Annotated in this window: 12 protein-coding genes; 2 read left to right on the forward strand and 10 right to left on the reverse strand. The window is 69.2% G+C overall.

All coding sequences use genetic code 11. The features are described 5' to 3' along the window. Nucleotides 1-4 precede the first annotated feature (4 nt). From KO481_RS41525 to eccD, 5 genes are all read right to left on the reverse strand, one after another. Nucleotides 5-1240: a DUF7373 family lipoprotein gene (locus KO481_RS41525; RefSeq protein ID WP_215924064.1), complete on the reverse strand. Its 1236-nt coding sequence runs from the start codon at nt 1238-1240 to the stop codon at nt 5-7. Between the two features lie 10 nt (nt 1241-1250). Further along, a complete protein-coding gene (locus KO481_RS41530) occupies nt 1251-2438 on the reverse strand; it encodes a DUF7373 family lipoprotein (protein WP_215924065.1) in 1188 nt (395 codons plus the stop codon). A 181-nt stretch (nt 2439-2619) separates the two neighbouring features. Next, nucleotides 2620-6669, reverse strand: a complete 4050-nt coding sequence (gene eccCa / locus KO481_RS41535) for a type VII secretion protein EccCa (RefSeq protein ID WP_215924066.1) — start codon at nt 6667-6669, stop codon at nt 2620-2622. 6 nt (nt 6670-6675) lie between these two features. Next, nucleotides 6676-8103: a type VII secretion-associated serine protease mycosin gene (gene mycP / locus KO481_RS41540; protein WP_215924067.1), complete on the reverse strand. Its 1428-nt coding sequence runs from the start codon at nt 8101-8103 to the stop codon at nt 6676-6678. Further along, nucleotides 8100-9575 (reverse strand): type VII secretion integral membrane protein EccD, encoded by a 1476-nt coding sequence (eccD, locus tag KO481_RS41545; RefSeq protein WP_215924068.1) that lies wholly within the window; start codon nt 9573-9575, stop codon nt 8100-8102. The genes mycP and eccD overlap by 4 nt, the downstream gene beginning before the upstream one ends. A gap of 216 nt (nt 9576-9791) precedes the next feature. Here eccD and eccA point away from each other — a divergent pair, with 216 nt between their 5' ends. Continuing rightward, complete coding sequence (gene eccA, locus KO481_RS41550; RefSeq protein ID WP_215924069.1) at nt 9792-11615, forward strand: type VII secretion AAA-ATPase EccA; 1824 nt, start codon at nt 9792-9794, stop codon at nt 11613-11615. 67 nt (nt 11616-11682) lie between these two features. Here the strand turns inward: eccA and eccB are convergent, their stop codons facing one another. Further along, the gene (eccB, locus tag KO481_RS41555) at nt 11683-13308 is read right to left on the reverse strand and encodes a type VII secretion protein EccB (RefSeq protein ID WP_215924070.1); all 1626 of its coding nucleotides are present in this window, start codon (nt 13306-13308) and stop codon (nt 11683-11685) included. A gap of 205 nt (nt 13309-13513) precedes the next feature. Here eccB and eccE point away from each other — a divergent pair, with 205 nt between their 5' ends. Next, a complete protein-coding gene (eccE, locus tag KO481_RS41560) occupies nt 13514-15313 on the forward strand; it encodes a type VII secretion protein EccE (protein WP_215924071.1) in 1800 nt (599 codons plus the stop codon). A 131-nt stretch (nt 15314-15444) separates the two neighbouring features. On the opposite strand, the gene KO481_RS41565 is transcribed toward eccE, so the two are convergent. From KO481_RS41565 to KO481_RS41580, 4 genes are all read right to left on the reverse strand, one after another. Then, nucleotides 15445-15741, reverse strand: a complete 297-nt coding sequence (locus KO481_RS41565; protein WP_215924072.1) for a WXG100 family type VII secretion target — start codon at nt 15739-15741, stop codon at nt 15445-15447. Between the two features lie 40 nt (nt 15742-15781). After that, a complete protein-coding gene (locus KO481_RS41570; protein WP_215924073.1) occupies nt 15782-16060 on the reverse strand; it encodes a WXG100 family type VII secretion target in 279 nt (92 codons plus the stop codon). An 86-nt stretch (nt 16061-16146) separates the two neighbouring features. Beyond that, nucleotides 16147-16959 carry an ESX secretion-associated protein EspG gene (locus KO481_RS41575; RefSeq protein WP_215924074.1) on the reverse strand — a complete coding sequence of 271 codons (813 nt, stop codon included), beginning with the start codon at nt 16957-16959 and terminating at the stop codon, nt 16147-16149. Beyond that, nucleotides 16959-17993 (reverse strand): PPE domain-containing protein, encoded by a 1035-nt coding sequence (locus KO481_RS41580; RefSeq protein ID WP_215924075.1) that lies wholly within the window; start codon nt 17991-17993, stop codon nt 16959-16961. Before KO481_RS41580 ends, KO481_RS41575 begins: the two co-directional genes overlap by 1 nt. Between the last annotated feature and the right edge of the window lie 5 nt (nt 17994-17998).

Consider the following 17998-nt stretch of genomic DNA (forward strand, 5'->3'; position numbering starts at 1 on the left):
TTCGCTACTGCGCGTTGGCAAGCAGCGCGTACTGCGCGCTGGCGCGTTGCTGCACGTCGCTGAGCTGATCGCTCGACACCGTGGCCACATACCGGCGGTAGCGCACGCGGCAGGTGTAGCGGTTGCCGGTCGGACCGGCGTCGGCGTTCTCGCCGCAGCCCGCGGACGAGAGTCCGGGCGGGGTCTGAACGTCCTTGGGGGCGGTGGCATTCAGCGATTTCCACAGCGACGCCGCGGCCGCCTCGTCGCGCGCGCGCATCAGCACCGTGCTGCCGGACAGGGCGACCCGGTCGACACCGTCGGCGGCCAGCAGCGCCTTGGTCGCGGCGGGCTTGGATAGCCGGTGCAGCAGCGCCCGCGGATCCATGTCGCCCTCGGCCATCGTCGACTGCGGATCGAACCGGGGCTGCTGGTCGGGCGATACCTTCAGCGTGCGCCGCATCAGCCCGTCCGGGTCGTAGTCCAGGTGCAGCACATCCCTGCGCGACAACGGCTTCAGCGAGTCCAGCAGCGGCAGCTGGACATCGAGCGCCGTTGCGCTCAGCGCCGTCAGTGCGGCCAGGTCGGGCTGCGGGGTCCGGGCGAACAGGTCGACCACATAGGAGCCGTGGGCGATGCGGGCGCCCATCGTCCGGATATCCGGCCGCCAATGCGCCTTGGCCGCAGGGTATTTCGCCAGCTGCACGGGGACATTGCCGGGCGCCACGGCGAAGTCGACCGCCTCGAGATCCCCGGCCGCCGCAGCCGCGGAGGCGTCGTCGGGGAATTGGAATACGGTGAGCGACAACGCGGTATCCCCCGCCACGGCGTGCGCGTCCGGTTCGGAGCGGTCGGCGCCGTCCGCGCCGAATCCGAACAACATGCCGTCCCGCTGGAGCACCGCCCGAAATTGGTCCTGCGCCACCGAGGACTCGTAGTCGCCGGGCTCGCGCAGCACGCTCATCCCGCCGCCGACAAGCGCGGCCGGAATGAAAACGCCGGCGCCGACCTGCACCGACACCTTGATCTCGGACCCGAGCGCCACGTGCCCGGCCAGCCGGATGATCGCCAGCTCCGTCCCGGCGTCCAGGCTGTGATGGAACTCCGAACGGAACTCGAGCGGCTGGTCCGAGTACGCGCCGATGTCGAGTGTGCGGACATCGAGCTCACCGGCCACGGGACTACCGGGCACCGACATGCCGCAGCCAGCCAGGGCGATCGCGGCCACCGCCGAAACCGCCAGTACCCGTACCGTCTTCATCGCCGCCACCTCACTTGCTCCGCACCAGCCGCGCGTACTGCGCGGCGATCCGCTGCTGCGCATCGAGGAGCTGATCCGACCACACGGTCGCGGCGTATCGGTCGTGCGCGACGCGGCAGTAGTAGGGAATCAGGCCGAAGGTCGGATGCAGATCCTTGACGCACACCGCCGCGGGCAACCCCCGCGGCGAGGCCTGGCGCCGCAGAAACTCGTCCTGTGATTCCGCCATCACGAAGCGCTGGGCACCGCGGTAATCCCTGGCGCGCACCAGGGTTCCCCCGGCGTAGGCCACCCGGTCGATACCGGACTCGGCGAACACCCGCGCATAGCGATCCGGATCGGCCTCCAGCTGCAGATCGCCGCGCGCGTCGTAGACTCCCGGCATCGAGGTCCAGTCGTCCTGCTGCGGGCGTACCAGCGACCGGGCGAGCATCCCGTCGGGGTCCAGCGCCATCGCGCCGAGCCGATCCGGCGGCGTCGCGGGAAAGTCCTTCAGCCGGGCCGGAATCGCGTCGAGGCTGCGGTCGGCGGGCGCCTCGAGCGCGGGCAGATCCGAGACCTGCAGCAGCTGGTTCTCCTGGTTGTACACGACCGTGGCGAGCACGAACCGGCCGGTGGGATACCACGCGGTCAGCACCTGCTGCCCCGGCAGCCACGCGGCTCGCACATCGGGATGCCGCGGCAACTGGGCGGGTTGGGCGGGCCCCTTGCGCGGCTCGAATCCAGCCTGGGCCATCTCCGTGGCCGCCGCGGACGCGGAATCGGCATCCGGATAGAGGAATACGGTGTTGGACACCGTGTACCCGAGGGCCGTGTAATCCTCGTCCGACATGCCGGTACTGCTGAAGGCGCCGATCAGTCCGTGCGTGTCGTGGTCGATGGGATCGCGCGCCGCCCACTCGTACATCATCCCGACCGGGGTCCGGTTCCCGCCCGCGAAGACCTGTGTGGACCGGGTGTTGTTGTACTTCAGCGCGGGATCGATCTCGTGCGGCAGCGGAATGTAACTCGCCATCCGCTCGGCCTCGAACAGGCCCGCCACGAACCTGGGATCGTTGGTGTGAAACGGCTTCGGCTGGGACGCATAGGGTCCCGGATCCAGCCGCGCGAGATCCACGGCGGGCTCCGGGTCCCCGCCGCCGGCGGGCGACCCGCACGCCGCCGCGCCCGTCAGCAGCAGCGCGGCCACGGCAGTCACCACACAACGCTTCACGATCGAGCCCACCTCCCCGCCGAACCCTAACAGCCGACCAGGTCGCGCGGTGCCTCACTGCCACGCCCACCGACGTGCCCAGCAGAGCCGCATGCGCGCCGGGCAGGTGTGGTCGCCGGTGCGAAATGCCCCGTGCCGGCCCAGTTCAGCGGCGAAGCGTCTCCGCTTACAACGGCGGCAGATAGGCGATCTGCACCATCTCCTGGCCCGCGGTACGCGAGACCAGCACGCCGCGCCCGGGGGGCAGCTTGGTGGGCCGCACATCGCCGATGATCTTGCCCTCGTCGCGCGGACCGCTCATGATCAGCGCGGCCACCGACATGTTCTTCATGCCGCCCAGCACGGGATCGAACAGCGCCCGGGACACACCGCCGGTGCGGCGGGTGACGATCAGGTGCACACCGATATCCCTTGCCTGCGGCAGGTATTCGTTGAGCGGCAGCAGCGGGTTGTTCGAGCCCTGCACGACCATGTCGTAGTCGTCGACCAGGATGTAGATCTCCGGGCCGCTCCACCAGCTGCGCTCGCGCAGCTGCTGCGGGGTGATGTCCGCGCCCGGAATCCGCTCGGCCAGAAAGCCGACGACGTCCTTGATCATCGCGCCACAGGTCTGCGAGGAGGTGGAGTAGCCCGCCAGCTGCTCGCCCTCGACCACGCCGAGCATGGTGCGGCGGTAGTCGATCATGATGATGCGCGCCTGCTCGGGCGTACAACTCTCGGTGATGCCCATGGCGATGTTGCGCAGCAGCGTGGTCTTGCCGCACTCCACGTCGGCGAAGGCCATCAGGTGCGGCTCGGCCCCGAAATCCAGGACCAGCGGCTCCAATTCGTTCTCGCCGAGGCCGACCACGATCTTGGTCGAGCTCTGCTCGATACCGCGCGCCGCGGCCAGCTGCAACAGCTGCTCGCGGGAGAACTGATGCGGCAGCATGCGCACCTCGGGCGCGCGGCGGGTGCCCCACAGCTGTTCCATGCCCTGCTTGGAGAGCGCGACGCCCTCGGACACGGTGGCGGGATCGGTGCGGGAGTCCAGGCGCGGCAGCGCCATCAGCATGTGCAGTTCCTCGGGCGTCAGACCGCGGCCGGGACGCCCGACCGGGACCAGCGCCGCGGTCCGGCGGCCCATCTCCGAATCCGACGGATCGCCCAGGCGCAGCTCGAGCCGCGTGCCGATCTGGTCCTTGACCACCGCGCGGATCTCGCCCCAGCGCGACGCGGCGAGCATCAGGTGGATACCGAAGGACAGGCCCTGCCCGGCGATCGCGTGGATCGCCGGCTCGAGCGTCTCGAACTCCTCGCGGATCGTCGCCCAGCCGTCGATGACCAGGAAGATATCGCCGAACCTGTCGTTCTCCAGCGGATTTCCGGGCGGCATGGTGCCGTCGGTGCGAATCTGGGAGAACTTGCGGCGCCGGAACTCGGTCATGGATTCGATGCCGAGTTCGCTGAACCGCTCCTCGCGCTGGCGCATGATGGTGGTCAGCTCCGCGAGCGTGCGCCGGACCCTGTCCACGTCGAGGCGGCCCGCGACCGAGCCGACGTGCGGCATGCCGACCAGGCCCGCCATGCTGCCGCCACCGAAGTCCAGGCAGTAGAACTGCACCTGCTCGGGCGTGTGGGTGGCCGCGGCGGCCATGATGATGGTGCGCAGCGCGGTCGACTTGCCCGACTGCGGACCGCCCACCACCGCGACATGCCCTCGGGCGCCGGACAATTGGATGGTCAGCACGTCACGACGCTGCTCGTACGGCTTGTCGATGATGCCGATCGGCATCCACAGCTGGCCGTGCCGGTTGGCGGGCGAGCGCCAATCCGGGTCTGGCAGCAGCATGTCCACCGAGGGCGACTCCTCCAGCGGCGGCAGCCACACCTCGTGCGCGGGACGCCCGTGCCCGGTCAGCCGCTTCACCACGACGGTGAGCAGCGAATCCGGAATGCCCTCCTCGGCCAGCGCCTCGGGGGTCGGCGGCTCCGGCAGTGCGAGCGGATCGAATTCGGGCTCCGGCTCTTCCGGCGGTTCCGGGATCTCCACCGGCGAGGCGGTGAACACCGTGGGGCGCCCGCCGTGAATCCGCCCACCCGGGCCGACGACCGGCCCGGAGGTGGCCGGCGCCACGTACGGGCCCGAGACGTAGGTTGCGTTGAACCGCAACGGATCCGCGGCGTCGGTCTTCAGGTAGCCGGCACCCGGCACGCTGGGCAGGTGGTAGGCGTCGGTGATACCCAGCACCGCGCGGGATTCGTTGGCCGAGAAGGTACGCAGGCCGATGCGGTAGGACAGGTGCGAGTCCAGGCCGCGCAGCTTGTTCTCCTCCAGGCGCTGCGAGGCCAGCAGCAGATGCACGTGCAGCGACCGGCCCAGCCGGCCGATCATCACGAACAGATCCGCGAAATCGGGCTTCTGCGAGAGCAGTTCGGAGAACTCGTCGACGACCACGAACAGCGCGGGCAGCGGGTCCAGCGGTGTGCCCGCGGCGCGGGCCTTCTCGTACTCGGTGACGTTGGCGAAGTTGCCCGCCGAGCGCAGCAGCTCCTGACGGCGGTTCATCTCGCCGGCCAGGGCGTCCTTCATACGGTCGACCATGGACAGCTCGGCCTCGAGGTTGGTGATGACCGCCGCGACGTGCGGGAGCGGGTCCAACCCGAGAAACGTTGCGCCACCCTTGAAGTCGACCAGAATCAGGTTGAGCGCGTCCGGGGAGTGCGAGGCCACCATCGACAGCACCAGCGTGCGCAGGAACTCCGACTTACCCGAACCGGTTGCGCCGATGCACAATCCGTGCGGGCCCATGCCGTTCTCGGCGGACTCCTTGATGTCCAGGTCGACCGGCGTGCCGTCGGGCGTGATGCCGATCGGTACCCGCAGCCGCTCGCGCGGGGTGCGCGGGCGCCACACCTTGGCCGGCTCGATCTGCGCGGCGTCCGGGATCTTCAGCAGTGCCATCAGGCCCGGATCGGCGCGGGTCTCGTCGCCGAGGCTGACGATCTGCGCCGCGGTCGCGATCCGGTATCGGGCCAGCGAGCGGGCGAAGGTCTCGGCCTCGGGCAATCCGATCTCATCGACGGTGGCGAAGCGCTCCACCCCGGCCACGCTGCGCGCGCTGACCGCGCCGTCGCCGACGACCAGCTGCAGGCCGCGCCGCGCGGCCAGGCCGTTCTCGGGGGCGGTCAGGTCCAGCACCGTCACCGAGTCCAGGCCGGACTCGCTGACCAGTCGCTCGGTCCCGTTCACGTAGCCGTCGTCGATGACCACGAGCAGATGCGTGCGGCCCTGTGTTGGTTGCGGATTGCGCATGAACCGCCCGCGCTCCATCAGCTCCGCCGACAGCGAGGTCTCCAGCTCGCCCAGCGAGCCGTACATCATGCGCATCGAGCCCATGCCGTCGCGCGCGCTCGGATGCTGCAGGTGCGGTAGCCATTTCGCCCACGACCACGCCGGGCCGTCCGGATCCGCGCAGACGATCGCGACCGCGACGTGATCGGGACCGTGAAATGCGGTGAACTCCATCAGCATCGCGCGCACCAGCATGCGCGAGTCCTCGTCCGGGCCCTCGATGTTGATCGCAGGGAAGGCGCGCAGCGACACCGCGGTCGGCAGCTGGTGCACCACCGAATGGGTGCGCACGAACCGGCGCAGCGCGACCGTCGACACCGGCTCCAGGTCCTCGATCGGACCGGTCTCCGGACGGGCGAGTTTCGTTGCCAGCCGATGGCTTCCGACTCCGACGCGCACGTGCCCGAAGTCCGGGTCGTTGGGGCGGCGCTCCCACATCCGGCGGCTGCCGACCATCGATTCCAGGTCGACCGGTTCGGGATGGCTCCAGGTCAGCGATTCCAGCTGCTTGAGCCCCGTGCGCCGGACGTCCCGGCGGATCTGGTCGAGATAGCGGAAGTAGTCCTTGCGTTCCTCGTTCAGCTCACCGGCGGACTTGTTGCCGCCGCCGCGGCTGAAGCCCATGACCATGCCGACCATCGACATCATCATCATCATCGGGAACATCATCATCATCGGGTTGCTCAGCAGCGACTTCCCCTGCGTCGCAAACATCGCCATCATGCCGACGACGGCCACGATCATGACGACCGGCATGATCCGGGCGATCAGCGGGCCGGGCACCGGCCTGGTGACCTCCGGCGGCGGGCTGAGCGTCACCTCGCCACCCGGCGCCCGCGGCGGAGCGATGCGGGGACGGCGCACAAAACCTTCGGTAATCATGTTTCCCTACAGCTCGCTATCTGGAGAATCACCGGAACGCTTGCGGCGCAGCGGAATCGCCAGCAGTACGCCGATCCCCAGCACCGACAGGCAGGTGATCGAGCCGATGATCGCGTATTCGCGCGGGCGCGGATCCGGCGGCGACGGGAAGTACGGCGTGGGCAACGCGTGGGCCTTCTGGGCGCCGGTGCCGACGGGCTCGTCCGGCAGCACCTCCGTGAGCGCGGCCACCGGATCGATAAGACCGTGCCCGACCTTGTCGTCGCGCCCTCGGCCGGGTGCGTGGGCGGTGCGCTCGATGCGGTCGATGACCTGTCCGGCAGTCAGATTCGGAAAGCGCGACCGCACCAGCGCGGCCAGGCCCGAGACGAAGGGCGCGGCGAAACTCGTCCCCTCGATGGGCCGCACGCCGTCGGTGCCGTTCACGCTGTCGACCAGTCCGGTCCCGCCGGGCTTGCTGTCCAGGGACACGATCTGGCGCCCGATCGCGGCAGCACCCATCCACGGGCCCTGCAGCGTCAGATCCGAGACCGCTCCGCTGGGATCCACCGAACCGACCGACAACACGTATTTATCGAACCACGCCGGACTCGGTATCGTCTGCACGTTTTCCCAACCGGAATCCGAGTTCTGGGTCTTGCACGGCCCGTCCGACTGCATGTTGCCGGCCGCGGCGACGACCACCACATTGTGGTTGTAGGCGTATTGCACTGCCGCGCCGAGGGTTCCGTCGGCAGTGTCCCCGCCGGCCTGGGTGCAGGCCACCTCGGACACGTTGATCACGGTGGCGCCCATATTGGTTGCCCGGACGACGGCGGCGGCGAGGGTGAGCACATTGCCGTAGCCGGCATTGGCGATGGCGCCGGGCGCCGAGGACGACGACGAGTTCGCGGCCTCGTAGGCCAGGCTCAGCTGACGGATGGACATGATGGCGGCATCCGGTGCGACACCGGCGAATCCGTCGGTCGTGCTGGGCCGCGCGGCGATGATGCCCGCGACGATGGTGCCGTGGCCGTCGCAGTCGGTGAGGCCGTCGCCACCCGCGACGACGTAGTCGCCGCCGGGCTGCACCGGGGGCAGCCGCGGATGCGGATTCACGCCGGTATCGATGACCGCGACCTTCTGCCCGTCGCCCTTCGAGAACTTCCACGCCGTCGGAAGATCCAGCACCCGCTGCGCGATCGGCGCGTCCGCCGGGGGCGAGCCCGACAGCATCGGCGTGGCGCAGACGGTCTTCTGCTTGGTCGGCTCCAGCGGCCCGGGCCGGCCGCTCAGGTCCAGGGCGGGGCCGAGCGCGCCGGGATTCACCGACGGCGGGGAGACCGCCGTCGCGGGCCCCGGCACCCCGAAGACGGCCGCGCCGAGAATCGTTGCCGCGCAGGCAATCCGCAGGCCACCGCGCCGGACGCCGCCGGCGTATCGCGCCCCACTCATATGCCGCGGGCCATCCCGTATACGCCCATGATCCACAGCACCAACGGAATCACCGCGATGATCAGGGCGTACTCGAACAGCTCGCTGAGCCGCCGCATGACCGGGGTGATCTCGAGGTGCGGGCCGATGATGCCGAAAACCACCACCGCCGCGGCGAACAGCAGCAGCAGCCCCACCGCGAGCAGCCGGGCACTCGAATCGCCCAGCGCCACACCGGCCGTGGTGGCGACGAAGGTCACCGCGCCGCCGGCGATCAGCGCCCCGGCCTGGGTCAGGTCCGCGAACGAGCGCCCGCGCAGGGCCAGGATGATCGAGGCCACCGCGGCCAGCGCGATGCCCGGCCAGTGCGCGCCGCCGAGCGGATCGGCCGACCCGACCGCGCCGACCACCCCGGCCAGGGTGCATCCGGTCAGCACGCCGGTCTGATATTCGTTGGCCGCCTTGGCCCGTCGCCCCAGGCCGATGGCCGAGGGCAGGGCGGTGGCGCCGATCGCGCCGATGCCCTCGATCGTGGGGCGCGGCTCGTGGTCGGCCGGGTCGATGGCCCCGCCGGCCGTGGGCACCGGCGGGACGGGCAGCCGCGCCAGCACGGCCGACAGGCGCGGCACCGAGGAGACCACGACCAGCGCGCCCACCAGGAGCCCGGAGGCGATCTTGGGCAGCGCCGGATCCCAGATCATATGCACGGCCGCCGCGATCGCGCCGAATATCGAGACCGTGATGGCCGCCGAGAACAGCGTCGCCGCAACGCCGGTCGCGCGATAGCCCGCGGTCGCGACCAGCAGGGTCACGCAAAAGCCCAGCAGCACATGCGGACTGCCCAGCGACCCCGGGATGAACAGCGCCCCGGCGGTGAACATCAGCACCAGCCCGGCCAGTGAGAGCCAGGTGGCCGACAGCGCATCGCCGTAGCGGCGCACCGCGATCGCGGCGGCGACCATCGCGGCGAGGCCGACGCCGAGCGCGATGAACGGCGCCGCCAGCCCCTCGCCCTCGGCCCGTCCGCCGGCCAGCAGCAGCATCGCGATCACCGTCGCCACGACGGCGGCGACCAGTCCGGTCCACCGGGCGGCCTGGGGAGTCCAGCCGCGGAACGAATCCGCCGTCAGCCGCGATACGGCATCGATGACATCGTCGAACAGGGCGGGCGTTTCCTTCGCGCCGACCGCCCGCAGGACCAGCAGCTCGCCGTCGAAGACCTCGGCCTCGGTCAGGGTGCGGTTCGGCGAGATGGGCTCGCGGCCAAGGCGCGCCAGCGTCCAGTGCTGGGTCTCGAGCGATCCGGCGTCCTCCTCGGTGTCACCGGGATCGGGATTGCGCGATTCGATGAGTTCGACCAGCTCGCCGATGAAGCTGGCGACGGGTATCGCGGATGGCAGCCCGACGTCGAGCTGGGTGTTCCCTCCGATGACCGACACGCGGCACAGTTCGGGCTCAGCGGCGGTCCGGCCGCCTGGTGATGGTGTGCTCATGAGACAGTCAACCCCGATCCACGGTGACCAACGGTGCTCCGCACGACGATCTGCGTGCTGGCAGAACCACTCTCACCCCGTCAAATGCGTTCACGTTGCAACCTTTCGGCAGCGAACCTTAATCTATCCGACAGGAGGGCGGGGCGCGATCGGTAGGCTGGTCAGGAGAGATACTGGAATGGCCCAACTTCTAAGAAACATCGGGGTTCGACTGTTATGACCGGCAACCGCCAAGCACAGCGCGCCTTCGACGCCGGGGTCCTGTCGCTTGGGCTGACCATCGATGGGCAAGAGGCGACGCGCGATTTGGACTACGCCAAACTGGCGTTTCAACGTGCCACCGAGTGGGATCCGACGATGTGCGACGCCTGGCTGGGCCTGGCCGCCGCCGGCGACACGTCCCGCGAGGTGCTGCTGAATCTGTACAAGACCAGCGGCACCACGCTCTATCGGGAGCAACGCCGGCTCGGGCTGCAGTCCCGCGCGCTGTCCGGGCGGTTCGTCACGGGGTTGTACATCGACTATCCGCTGGCCAACTACACCGAGATCTGGTGCGCGCAGGCCGGTCAGCTGATCGCCGACAAGGAGTACGACGAGGCCGAGCGGGTGCTCGATGAGCTCGCCAATTTCCGGCGCGGACAGGCCCCGGGCCCGGACACCGAGGCCGACAATCGCCTCACGGCGTACCTGCGCGGCGTCATGCACTACAACTCCCAGCGCTGGCCCGATGTCATGACGGTGCTGGCCGGATCCGCCGAGTGGGACGATCCGTACATGGCCGCCGGTGCGCACGTCATGGTCGGCTCGGCCTGCGCCCAGCTGGGCCTGTTCGGCGAGGCCATCCGCCGCATGGAAAAGGCCGAGGAGGGCCCGATCCCGGCCGCCCGCACCACCGCCATGTTCTGCCGCGGCCTGTGCCTGCGGGAGACGGGCGAGGAGCAGCAGGCGCTGGCGCTGTTCGAGAAGGTGTACTCGCAGGCGCCCGATTTCGCCGCCAACACCGAGGCGATGCGCGACCGTACCTACCGGATCACGGTCACCTCCAAGGAGACCATCGCCGCGCGCACCGACCGCTGGGATCCCGCCTCCGCGCCCTCGATGCAGGAGAAGGAGGAGGCCGACAACCAGGACCGCGCGAAGAAGGTGCTGGAGCAGGCTCAGGAGCAGCTCAACCGCCAGATCGGCCTGAAGTCGGTGAAAACTCAGGTGGCTCGGCTGCAGTCGAGCGCGCAGCTGGCCAAGATCCGCGCCGAGAAGGGCCTGGCGGCCGCCGCGCGCGGCAACCACCTGGCATTCACCGGCCCGCCCGGCACCGGTAAGACCACCATCGCCCGCGTGGTCGCCAAGATATATTGTGGCCTCGGCATTCTGAAGACAGACAAGGTCGTCGAGGCCAAGCGTGTCGACTTCGTCAGCCAGAATCTCGGTGGCACCGCCATCAAGACCGAGGCGGTGATCGACAGCGCCATGGACGGTGTGCTGTTCATCGACGAGGCGTACACGCTGATCCAGACGGGCCTGTCCGGAGGTGACGCGTTCGGCCGCGAGGCCGTCGACACCCTGCTGGCCCGGATGGAGAACGACCGCGACCGGCTCGTGGTGATCATCGCCGGATACGACGGCGAAATCGATCGGTTCCTGGCCGCCAACGACGGTCTGGCGTCCCGTTTTTCCAAGCGCCTGCAGTTCCCCTCCTACAACGCCGAGGAGCTCGGCCAGATCGGCGGCGTCGTCGCCAAGGCCCGCGACTCCGAATTGTCCACCGAGGCACAGCAGATCCTGGTCACGGTCTGCGAGCGGCTGTACAACCTGGAGAGCACCGATCAGAGCGGCAACCCCCGCCGCGGCGTCGACCTCGCCGGCAACGGCCGCTTCATCCGCAACGTGATCGAGGCCGCCGAAGAGGAGCGGGAATTCCGTCTCGCCAACGATGATTCGGTCGATCTCAGCCAGATCGACGAGTCGGCGCTGATGCGCATCGAGGCTCCGGACATGCACGCGGCCCTGTCGACCATACTGTCCTCGCTCGGCCTCGCATAGCCTGCAGCCCTGAACAACTGAGCCCCTGCGCGACGAACGTCGCACAGGGGCTCAGCTTTTCGTGCCGTCAGTTCATGTTCGCCGCCGGGACCGCGTTGGGAGTCGGGATCGGCTGCGGGCGCGCGACCGGGGTGGCCGTCGAGGTCGGGGTGGCCGACGGCGTGGACGCGTCCGGGGAGCCGTCGGAGCTGTCGCCGGTGGGCAGGGTGTCGTAACTGGTCAGGGCGTTCTTCTGGGACAGTGTCGGGCCCGGGATCAGCTGCCCGACGATCGACCAGGGCGCCAGGTGCGGGGTGCCGCCCAGGCCCAGCATCTTCCCGGTGGCCAGATCCGGTATGCCGAAACGGATTCCGTTGTCGGTGATGTAGAACAGTCCGTCGCGGCGCAGGCTGCCCGAATCCATCCCGGTGGTCTGCACGTACTCCCCCGTCATCGGCTTGACGTAGACGTTGTCCACGTGGTCCGCGGAGCCGGTCGGGCTGGACAGCTTCACCGGTTGGTCGGTGCCCGGCAGCGGCAGGTGGGTGCCGACCAGCAGCCGCACGGTGGCCTTGTCGGCCGGATTGCTGGAGTCGGTCACCGTCTGCGTCGCCTGCCCGGCGCTCTTGTTCCACGACACGCAGGCCACCGGATCGTCCTCGGCGGAAATGAGTTTCGGGATCGCGTTGGGGAAGTGCGTGATGGGCAGCGAGGTGATCACCGAAATGCCACCCAGCACATCGGGTGTCACGGCCTTGACCTCACTCATCCCGTGCGAGTCGGCGTTGCGGATCATCTGCGCGGCGAACGGGCCGATCTTCTGCACGCCATCGGAGAGCACCACGTACATGTCCGGCGGACCGCTGCCGTCCGCGGCGGCCACCGAAATGACGCCTCCCACAGGCACACTCGACAACTTGCCGGGGCCGGGCGCCCCGGCCTGCGGAATGGTCGGCGGAGCCAGCGGCGGCTCCGGGTTCGCGACGTCGAGCAGGGCCGTGCCCGTCGGGCGAGCGGGATGGTTGGCCAGGTTCAGCGTGCGCGCGACAACCGTATCGTTGGGATCGATCTCGGAGCGCTTGCCGTCATACAGCAGGTACTCCTTGTCGCCGTGTTTGACCAGCACCCCCTCGTTGTTTGTCGCGATGCGGGCCTGCGAACCCAGCTGGGGCGGCCCTGCCACCACGGTCGAGGTGGTGGTCGAGCTGCCGAAGGCGTTGCCGTTCGCCGAGAGGGTGACCGTCTCGCACATCGACCAGTCCGAATGCTGGCCCTGCGCGGACCCCGGCAGCGCGGCGGGCGCGCCCGGAATCCCCACCAGCGGACCGAGGGTGTACGAGCTCAGCTTGTCGTCCGCCACCGACGTCGGGGTCTCGGCGCTCCCGGCAATCAGCCTGGCGGAGGCCAGATTCAGCGCCGGATGCAGCGCGGTGGTGCCCGACTGGTCCTTCACGATGACGTACAGCGCGCCGCTGGTCTTGCCGAGAATAATCCGCGCGTTGCCGATCGAGCCCTGCGGATGGATCAGGGCCAGGATCGCGGCGCCCGCCACCCCGAGGATGCCGAGGATGGCGCCGATGATCAGCGAGCGGGACTGCGAGCGCATCGGGTCGTGCAGCATGCGCACGTCCCGGCGGACCATGGCGTGGTCGAGCCGGCGCAGCAGGAATCGATAGCCGTTGACCTGTGCGCGGGTGGTGAGCTGAGCCGGCACTGGATCTCCCTCGAAACGCTAGGTCGTCGCCGCACCCGGTAAAACGGTGCGCCCCTCATGTCAAAGCCTATGTGGTTGTCCCTGTACCACGCCACTCGCAGCCGGAACAGGTAACGTAATCCGGGAAACCGGCCGATCCCACCACACGGGCGCCGCCGGTTTTGCACCATATTCTCATGAGCACAGTGGGGAAAGCCCGGTAACGATGACCGAAGAAGCGATCGTCTACACGGGGCCGAATCCTGCCCCCAACGCCGGCGCACCGACCGGTGCCCCCGGCCGCGCCCGCACCCCGGTGGCGCTGCACGATCAGGATTTCTGGTTCTTCCGGAATTTTCCGCTGCGGCTGGTCATCCCGGTGCTGCTGCTGGCCGCGCTGGCGGGCTGGATCGCTATGGCCTTCAAACTGCCCTGGTACTACTGCGTTCCGATCGGCGTGGTCGTCGTGCCGATCGCGCTGGCGCCGGTACGCCGCCGGCACCCGCGCTCGATCGCCGCGATGATCGCGGGCGCCATGGCCTTTCGCCTCAACAAGTGGCAGCACGATCCGAGCAAGGAGCCGCCGGAGGCGTTCGACGTGCCGCTGCCCGAGGGCGGCAGCTACGGCGTGCGCTGGGACGACGACCGGCTGATCACCATGCTGCGGATCGAGCCGCCGCCGGACTCGATGACCTGGCTGCGCCCGGGTTCGCTGGGCTCGCGCCAGGACCTGCAGCTCAGCGAGATCGCCAGCTGCCTGGGGCAATTCGACATCACACTCGATTCGATCGACATCGTCAGCACCGGGGCGCGCACCGCCAGCAACGGCGCGGTGGCCTGGCTCTACGACCGGATCCTGGGCCCGCTGCCCGCGATCGGCCGCCGCACGGTGTGGCTGGTGTTGCGGCTGGACCCGCTGGCCAACGCCGAGGCGGTGGACAATCGCGGCGGCGGCGGAACGGGCGCGCTGCGGGCGGCCATCATCGCCACCCGCCGGGTATCGAATCGTCTTGCGGCACGCAACATTACGGTGTCGGTGCTGACGGCGAGCGAAATCAACAGCGCGGTACGGCAACTCACCCACGGCATCAGCCCGGACCAGTTCAAGGAATCCCCGGATACGCTGGAATATCAGGGACTACACCTGACCAGCTACGCGATCGGGCGCGATCTGATCGCCTCTCCGGGTTTCGCTGACCTGTGGGCCGCGCCCAGCCTGTCCACCACCATCACCGTGCGGCTGCGGCCCATGCCCTCGCGGGCCGGGCGCGAGGAGAACGGCCAGCCGACCATCTCCCTGCACGCGCTGGTGCGCTTCGACACCATCCGCGAGCCCGCGGAGGCGCCCGTGCCGGGCCTGCGCCGGCTGCCCGGCCAGCAGCTGCGGGCGCTGCTGGACAGCCTGCCCATCGCCACCCCGCGCGGGGACACCCCCGACGATCACCGCGGTCCGCTGGACGCGCTCAACGGCCTGGTCGTACCCACGGCCGGCTGTGGCCAGCTCATCGGCGCCGACCCGACCGGCCGCGGCATCGCGGTGCCGCTGATCGGCGAGGGCACCAGGCATCTGGAGGTCATCGGCAAGCTCGACCTGGCCCAGCAGGTGGTGCTGCGCGCGATCGCGCTGGGTGCGCACACCGTGGTGCACACGATGCGCCCGGACGCGTGGAACACCATGGTCACGAACGTCGGCGCGCCGGGCTCGCTGTCGCTGGCGCCGCGCTCCGCGGGCGCCAGCCATCACCCGCCGCTGCCCGCGGTGCAGCCCGGAAGTCCCTATCCCACAACGACGGTCGTGGTATTCGACGGCATCACGCCCACCGCCCTGCCCGGCGGTGCGACGATCCTGCACGTGCGCGACGAGAACGGGCCGGAAAGCCCCTTCGACCCCGATGTCACGCTGTCCCAGGATCCCTCGCAGCCGAATATGATCACCGTGCGCACCGCGACGGATGCGGCGACGGTGCAGATGGTCACCACGCCGGACGAAATGCAATACATCGGTGAATCACTGGTTATGCGTTAGCATTTCGTCGCTGTACGGGAAATGAACGCCGGCGATACAATTCGGAGAATTACCGAGAACAATTCGGCCGGTCGGGCAGCTGCCCGACCGGCCGAATCTGTGTAGTCGTCCTACACGGTCCGGGGACCGCATCAGAAAACGTTGAACCCCTCGCCAACCGCGGAGTCCGCCGCCAGCGCGCGGTGCAGCGCGTCCTCGACCGACTGCTGCAGCTGGTTCAGCACCTGCAGCTGGTCGTCGTAGTCGTTGCCCCACTTCTTGAACACCGCGTCGAAGTTCTGGTTCGCGTTGTCACCCTGGAGGGCGTTGTGGAACTGAGCCGCGTAGCCCTTGAGGTTCTCCGCCTCGGTGTGCAGCGTGGAGCCCGAGTGCTGCAGGTCGTCGTACAGGGTGTTCATGGTCTGCGGGTCGTAATAGATTTCACCCATTGATCATTCCTCCGTTCGGCAAGTATCGAATTCGCCTGAATCAGGCGTTCTGCTGATCCATCGAGATCAGCTTGTTCAGGCCGTCGTTCACCGCTTTGGTCAGCGCATCGAGATCATTCTCGAGCGTGGTCGCGGTGTCGTGCCAGTTATTGGTGGCCTTGATGAACGCGCCGTTCGCGTCGCCCTTCCAGCCCGCCTTCGCCGCCTCGGCCGCATCGTCGATCTTCGAGATCTCGCTACGGATGGCAGTGATGGACTGCTCGAAATTCTGTGCCAGCGTCTTGACGGCGTCTATATTGGCGCCAACTGCTCCAGCCATTGTTCACAACCTCTCATCTTGGTTACTTATCGGAGACCGCATCCGATCTCCCTCAGAATAAGGGACTTTCGCACATATTTCAGGACTTATTGCCGCAGCCACCTTCCCCCGGGCAGCAATTCGATCAGCGCCGAAATCGCCTGCGCGACTCGCTGATCCGTGCCCGGTGTGACCGTCGACCACGAGGTCTGGTCGGGTGCGATGCCCGGCGTTACCACGATCCGGCCGCGGCCGGTGTCGTAGACCGCGATCGCGCCCGGCGCTCGGGTCGTGATGCCCTCGTCATGGTCGTAGGCCACGATCTCGGCATAGGCATGGCAGGACTCGAAGGCGAGCCCGAGTACGGTGGCCTCGCGGCCCGGCACCCCGAGCGCGAAGCACGCGTCGGCGTAGTCGGCGGCGGTGGTGGCCTCGTTGAGGCGCTCGCTCAGTTCGTGTGAGTGCGCAGAGAATTCGGTGATCTCGGCGGGTGTGCCGGAGCCCAGCACGCTCAGCAGCGGGCGGGCCAGCGAAGCGGCCGAACCGTCGGCCCAGACGGACTGCACGTCGAATTCGTCGCCGGTGCGCACCGCGAACGCGTGGTCGTTGCCACGCAGAGCCAGGCAGGCCCGCACGACGACGGTTGGGGCATCGGGATTCTCGGGGGTGCGGAACGCTCGCACCACCAGTTCACGTTCCGGCTGCGACAGCGTGAACAGCGCCTGCGCCAGCTCGGGGCTCACCTCGCCGTAGGAGTCGAAGATGCCCGCCGCGGTCAGCCCGGCGACGGTCTCCTCCTGAGCGTTTCGCCACTCGTCGTACGAATCATGCTGCGGCGCAACGGCCAGGGCCACGGGCAGGGTTTGCACCCCGAGCCGCTCGGCGACCGCGAACAGGCCGTCGTTGGTCAGCGTCGTCATCAGGCCGCCCCGGGCTGCGGGTTGCCGTGGGACTGCGTGTGTGTCTGCGTCTGCGCGGGCGGCGCCGCGGGGGCCGACGTCGCACCGCCGAGAACGGCCGGGGCGCTGACGACTCCGCTGTCGACTCCGAGGTGGTCGGCGCCCTCGATCGTCAGCCCGGCGCGATGCTCGACCTCGACCTGGGATGCGGGCATGGCGGGGGCGCCCGCCGCGACGGGGCCCGGCAACGGCGTGGCGGGCACCTGGCCGACGGCGTCGGCCGTCGCCGCGACCGGAACCTCCTGCGCCACTTCCTGCGTCGCGGGCGCGTCGTCGTATGCCGGTGCGACGTAGGCGGTCGGCGCCGGCGCGGGCATCGCGGCGGACAGGGCCGCGGGGTCGAAGCCCTGCGGCAGTGCCGCGGAGGAGATCTGGGGCATCGACGGCAACTGCGACATCGGCGAACCGGCCCGCTCGGCGATCAGCGCAGCATCGGAGGTCAGCACCGGCGGATGGTCCTGCGACCAGGGGGTGGCCAGCGGTTCGGTCGCGGCCTCGTAGATGCGCATCACCCGCGACGCCGCGGCCTTGGCGGCGTCGGCATTGGTGTCGGTGACCGCGGCGACGGCGTGGATGGGCGAGCCGAGGGCGGCGCCCATCGACTGCAGCATCTGCTGCGCCTGGACGATCAGCTCGATCTCGGCCATGTTCGGCATCGTGAGCCGGGCCAGCTCGTTGGCCGCGGCCTGCTGCTCGGCCTTGGCGGCATTGGCAGCCGCGGCCTGGGCCGCGCCGCCGAGCCAGTCGCGCAGGCTCGAAAGCCGGTCGTGCACATCGGCACTGGAGACCGACTGCCAGGCGCCACGCAGGGAGACCAGGATGGCCTCGTATTCGACCACCGCGGCACCGAAGCTGGCGGCGAGGCGCGACCAGGCGACGCCCGCCTCAGCCATCGGCAGGGGGCCGGGACCGGTGCCGAGATCGCGCGCGAGCCGGTCGGGCTCGCGCGCCTCCCAGACCACGCCGGTGAACCCGGACTGCGGTGGTTCGATCATGGCGC

It is taken from the genome of Nocardia albiluteola (assembly GCF_018860155.1).
Lineage (GTDB): Bacteria > Actinomycetota > Actinomycetes > Mycobacteriales > Mycobacteriaceae > Nocardia > Nocardia albiluteola.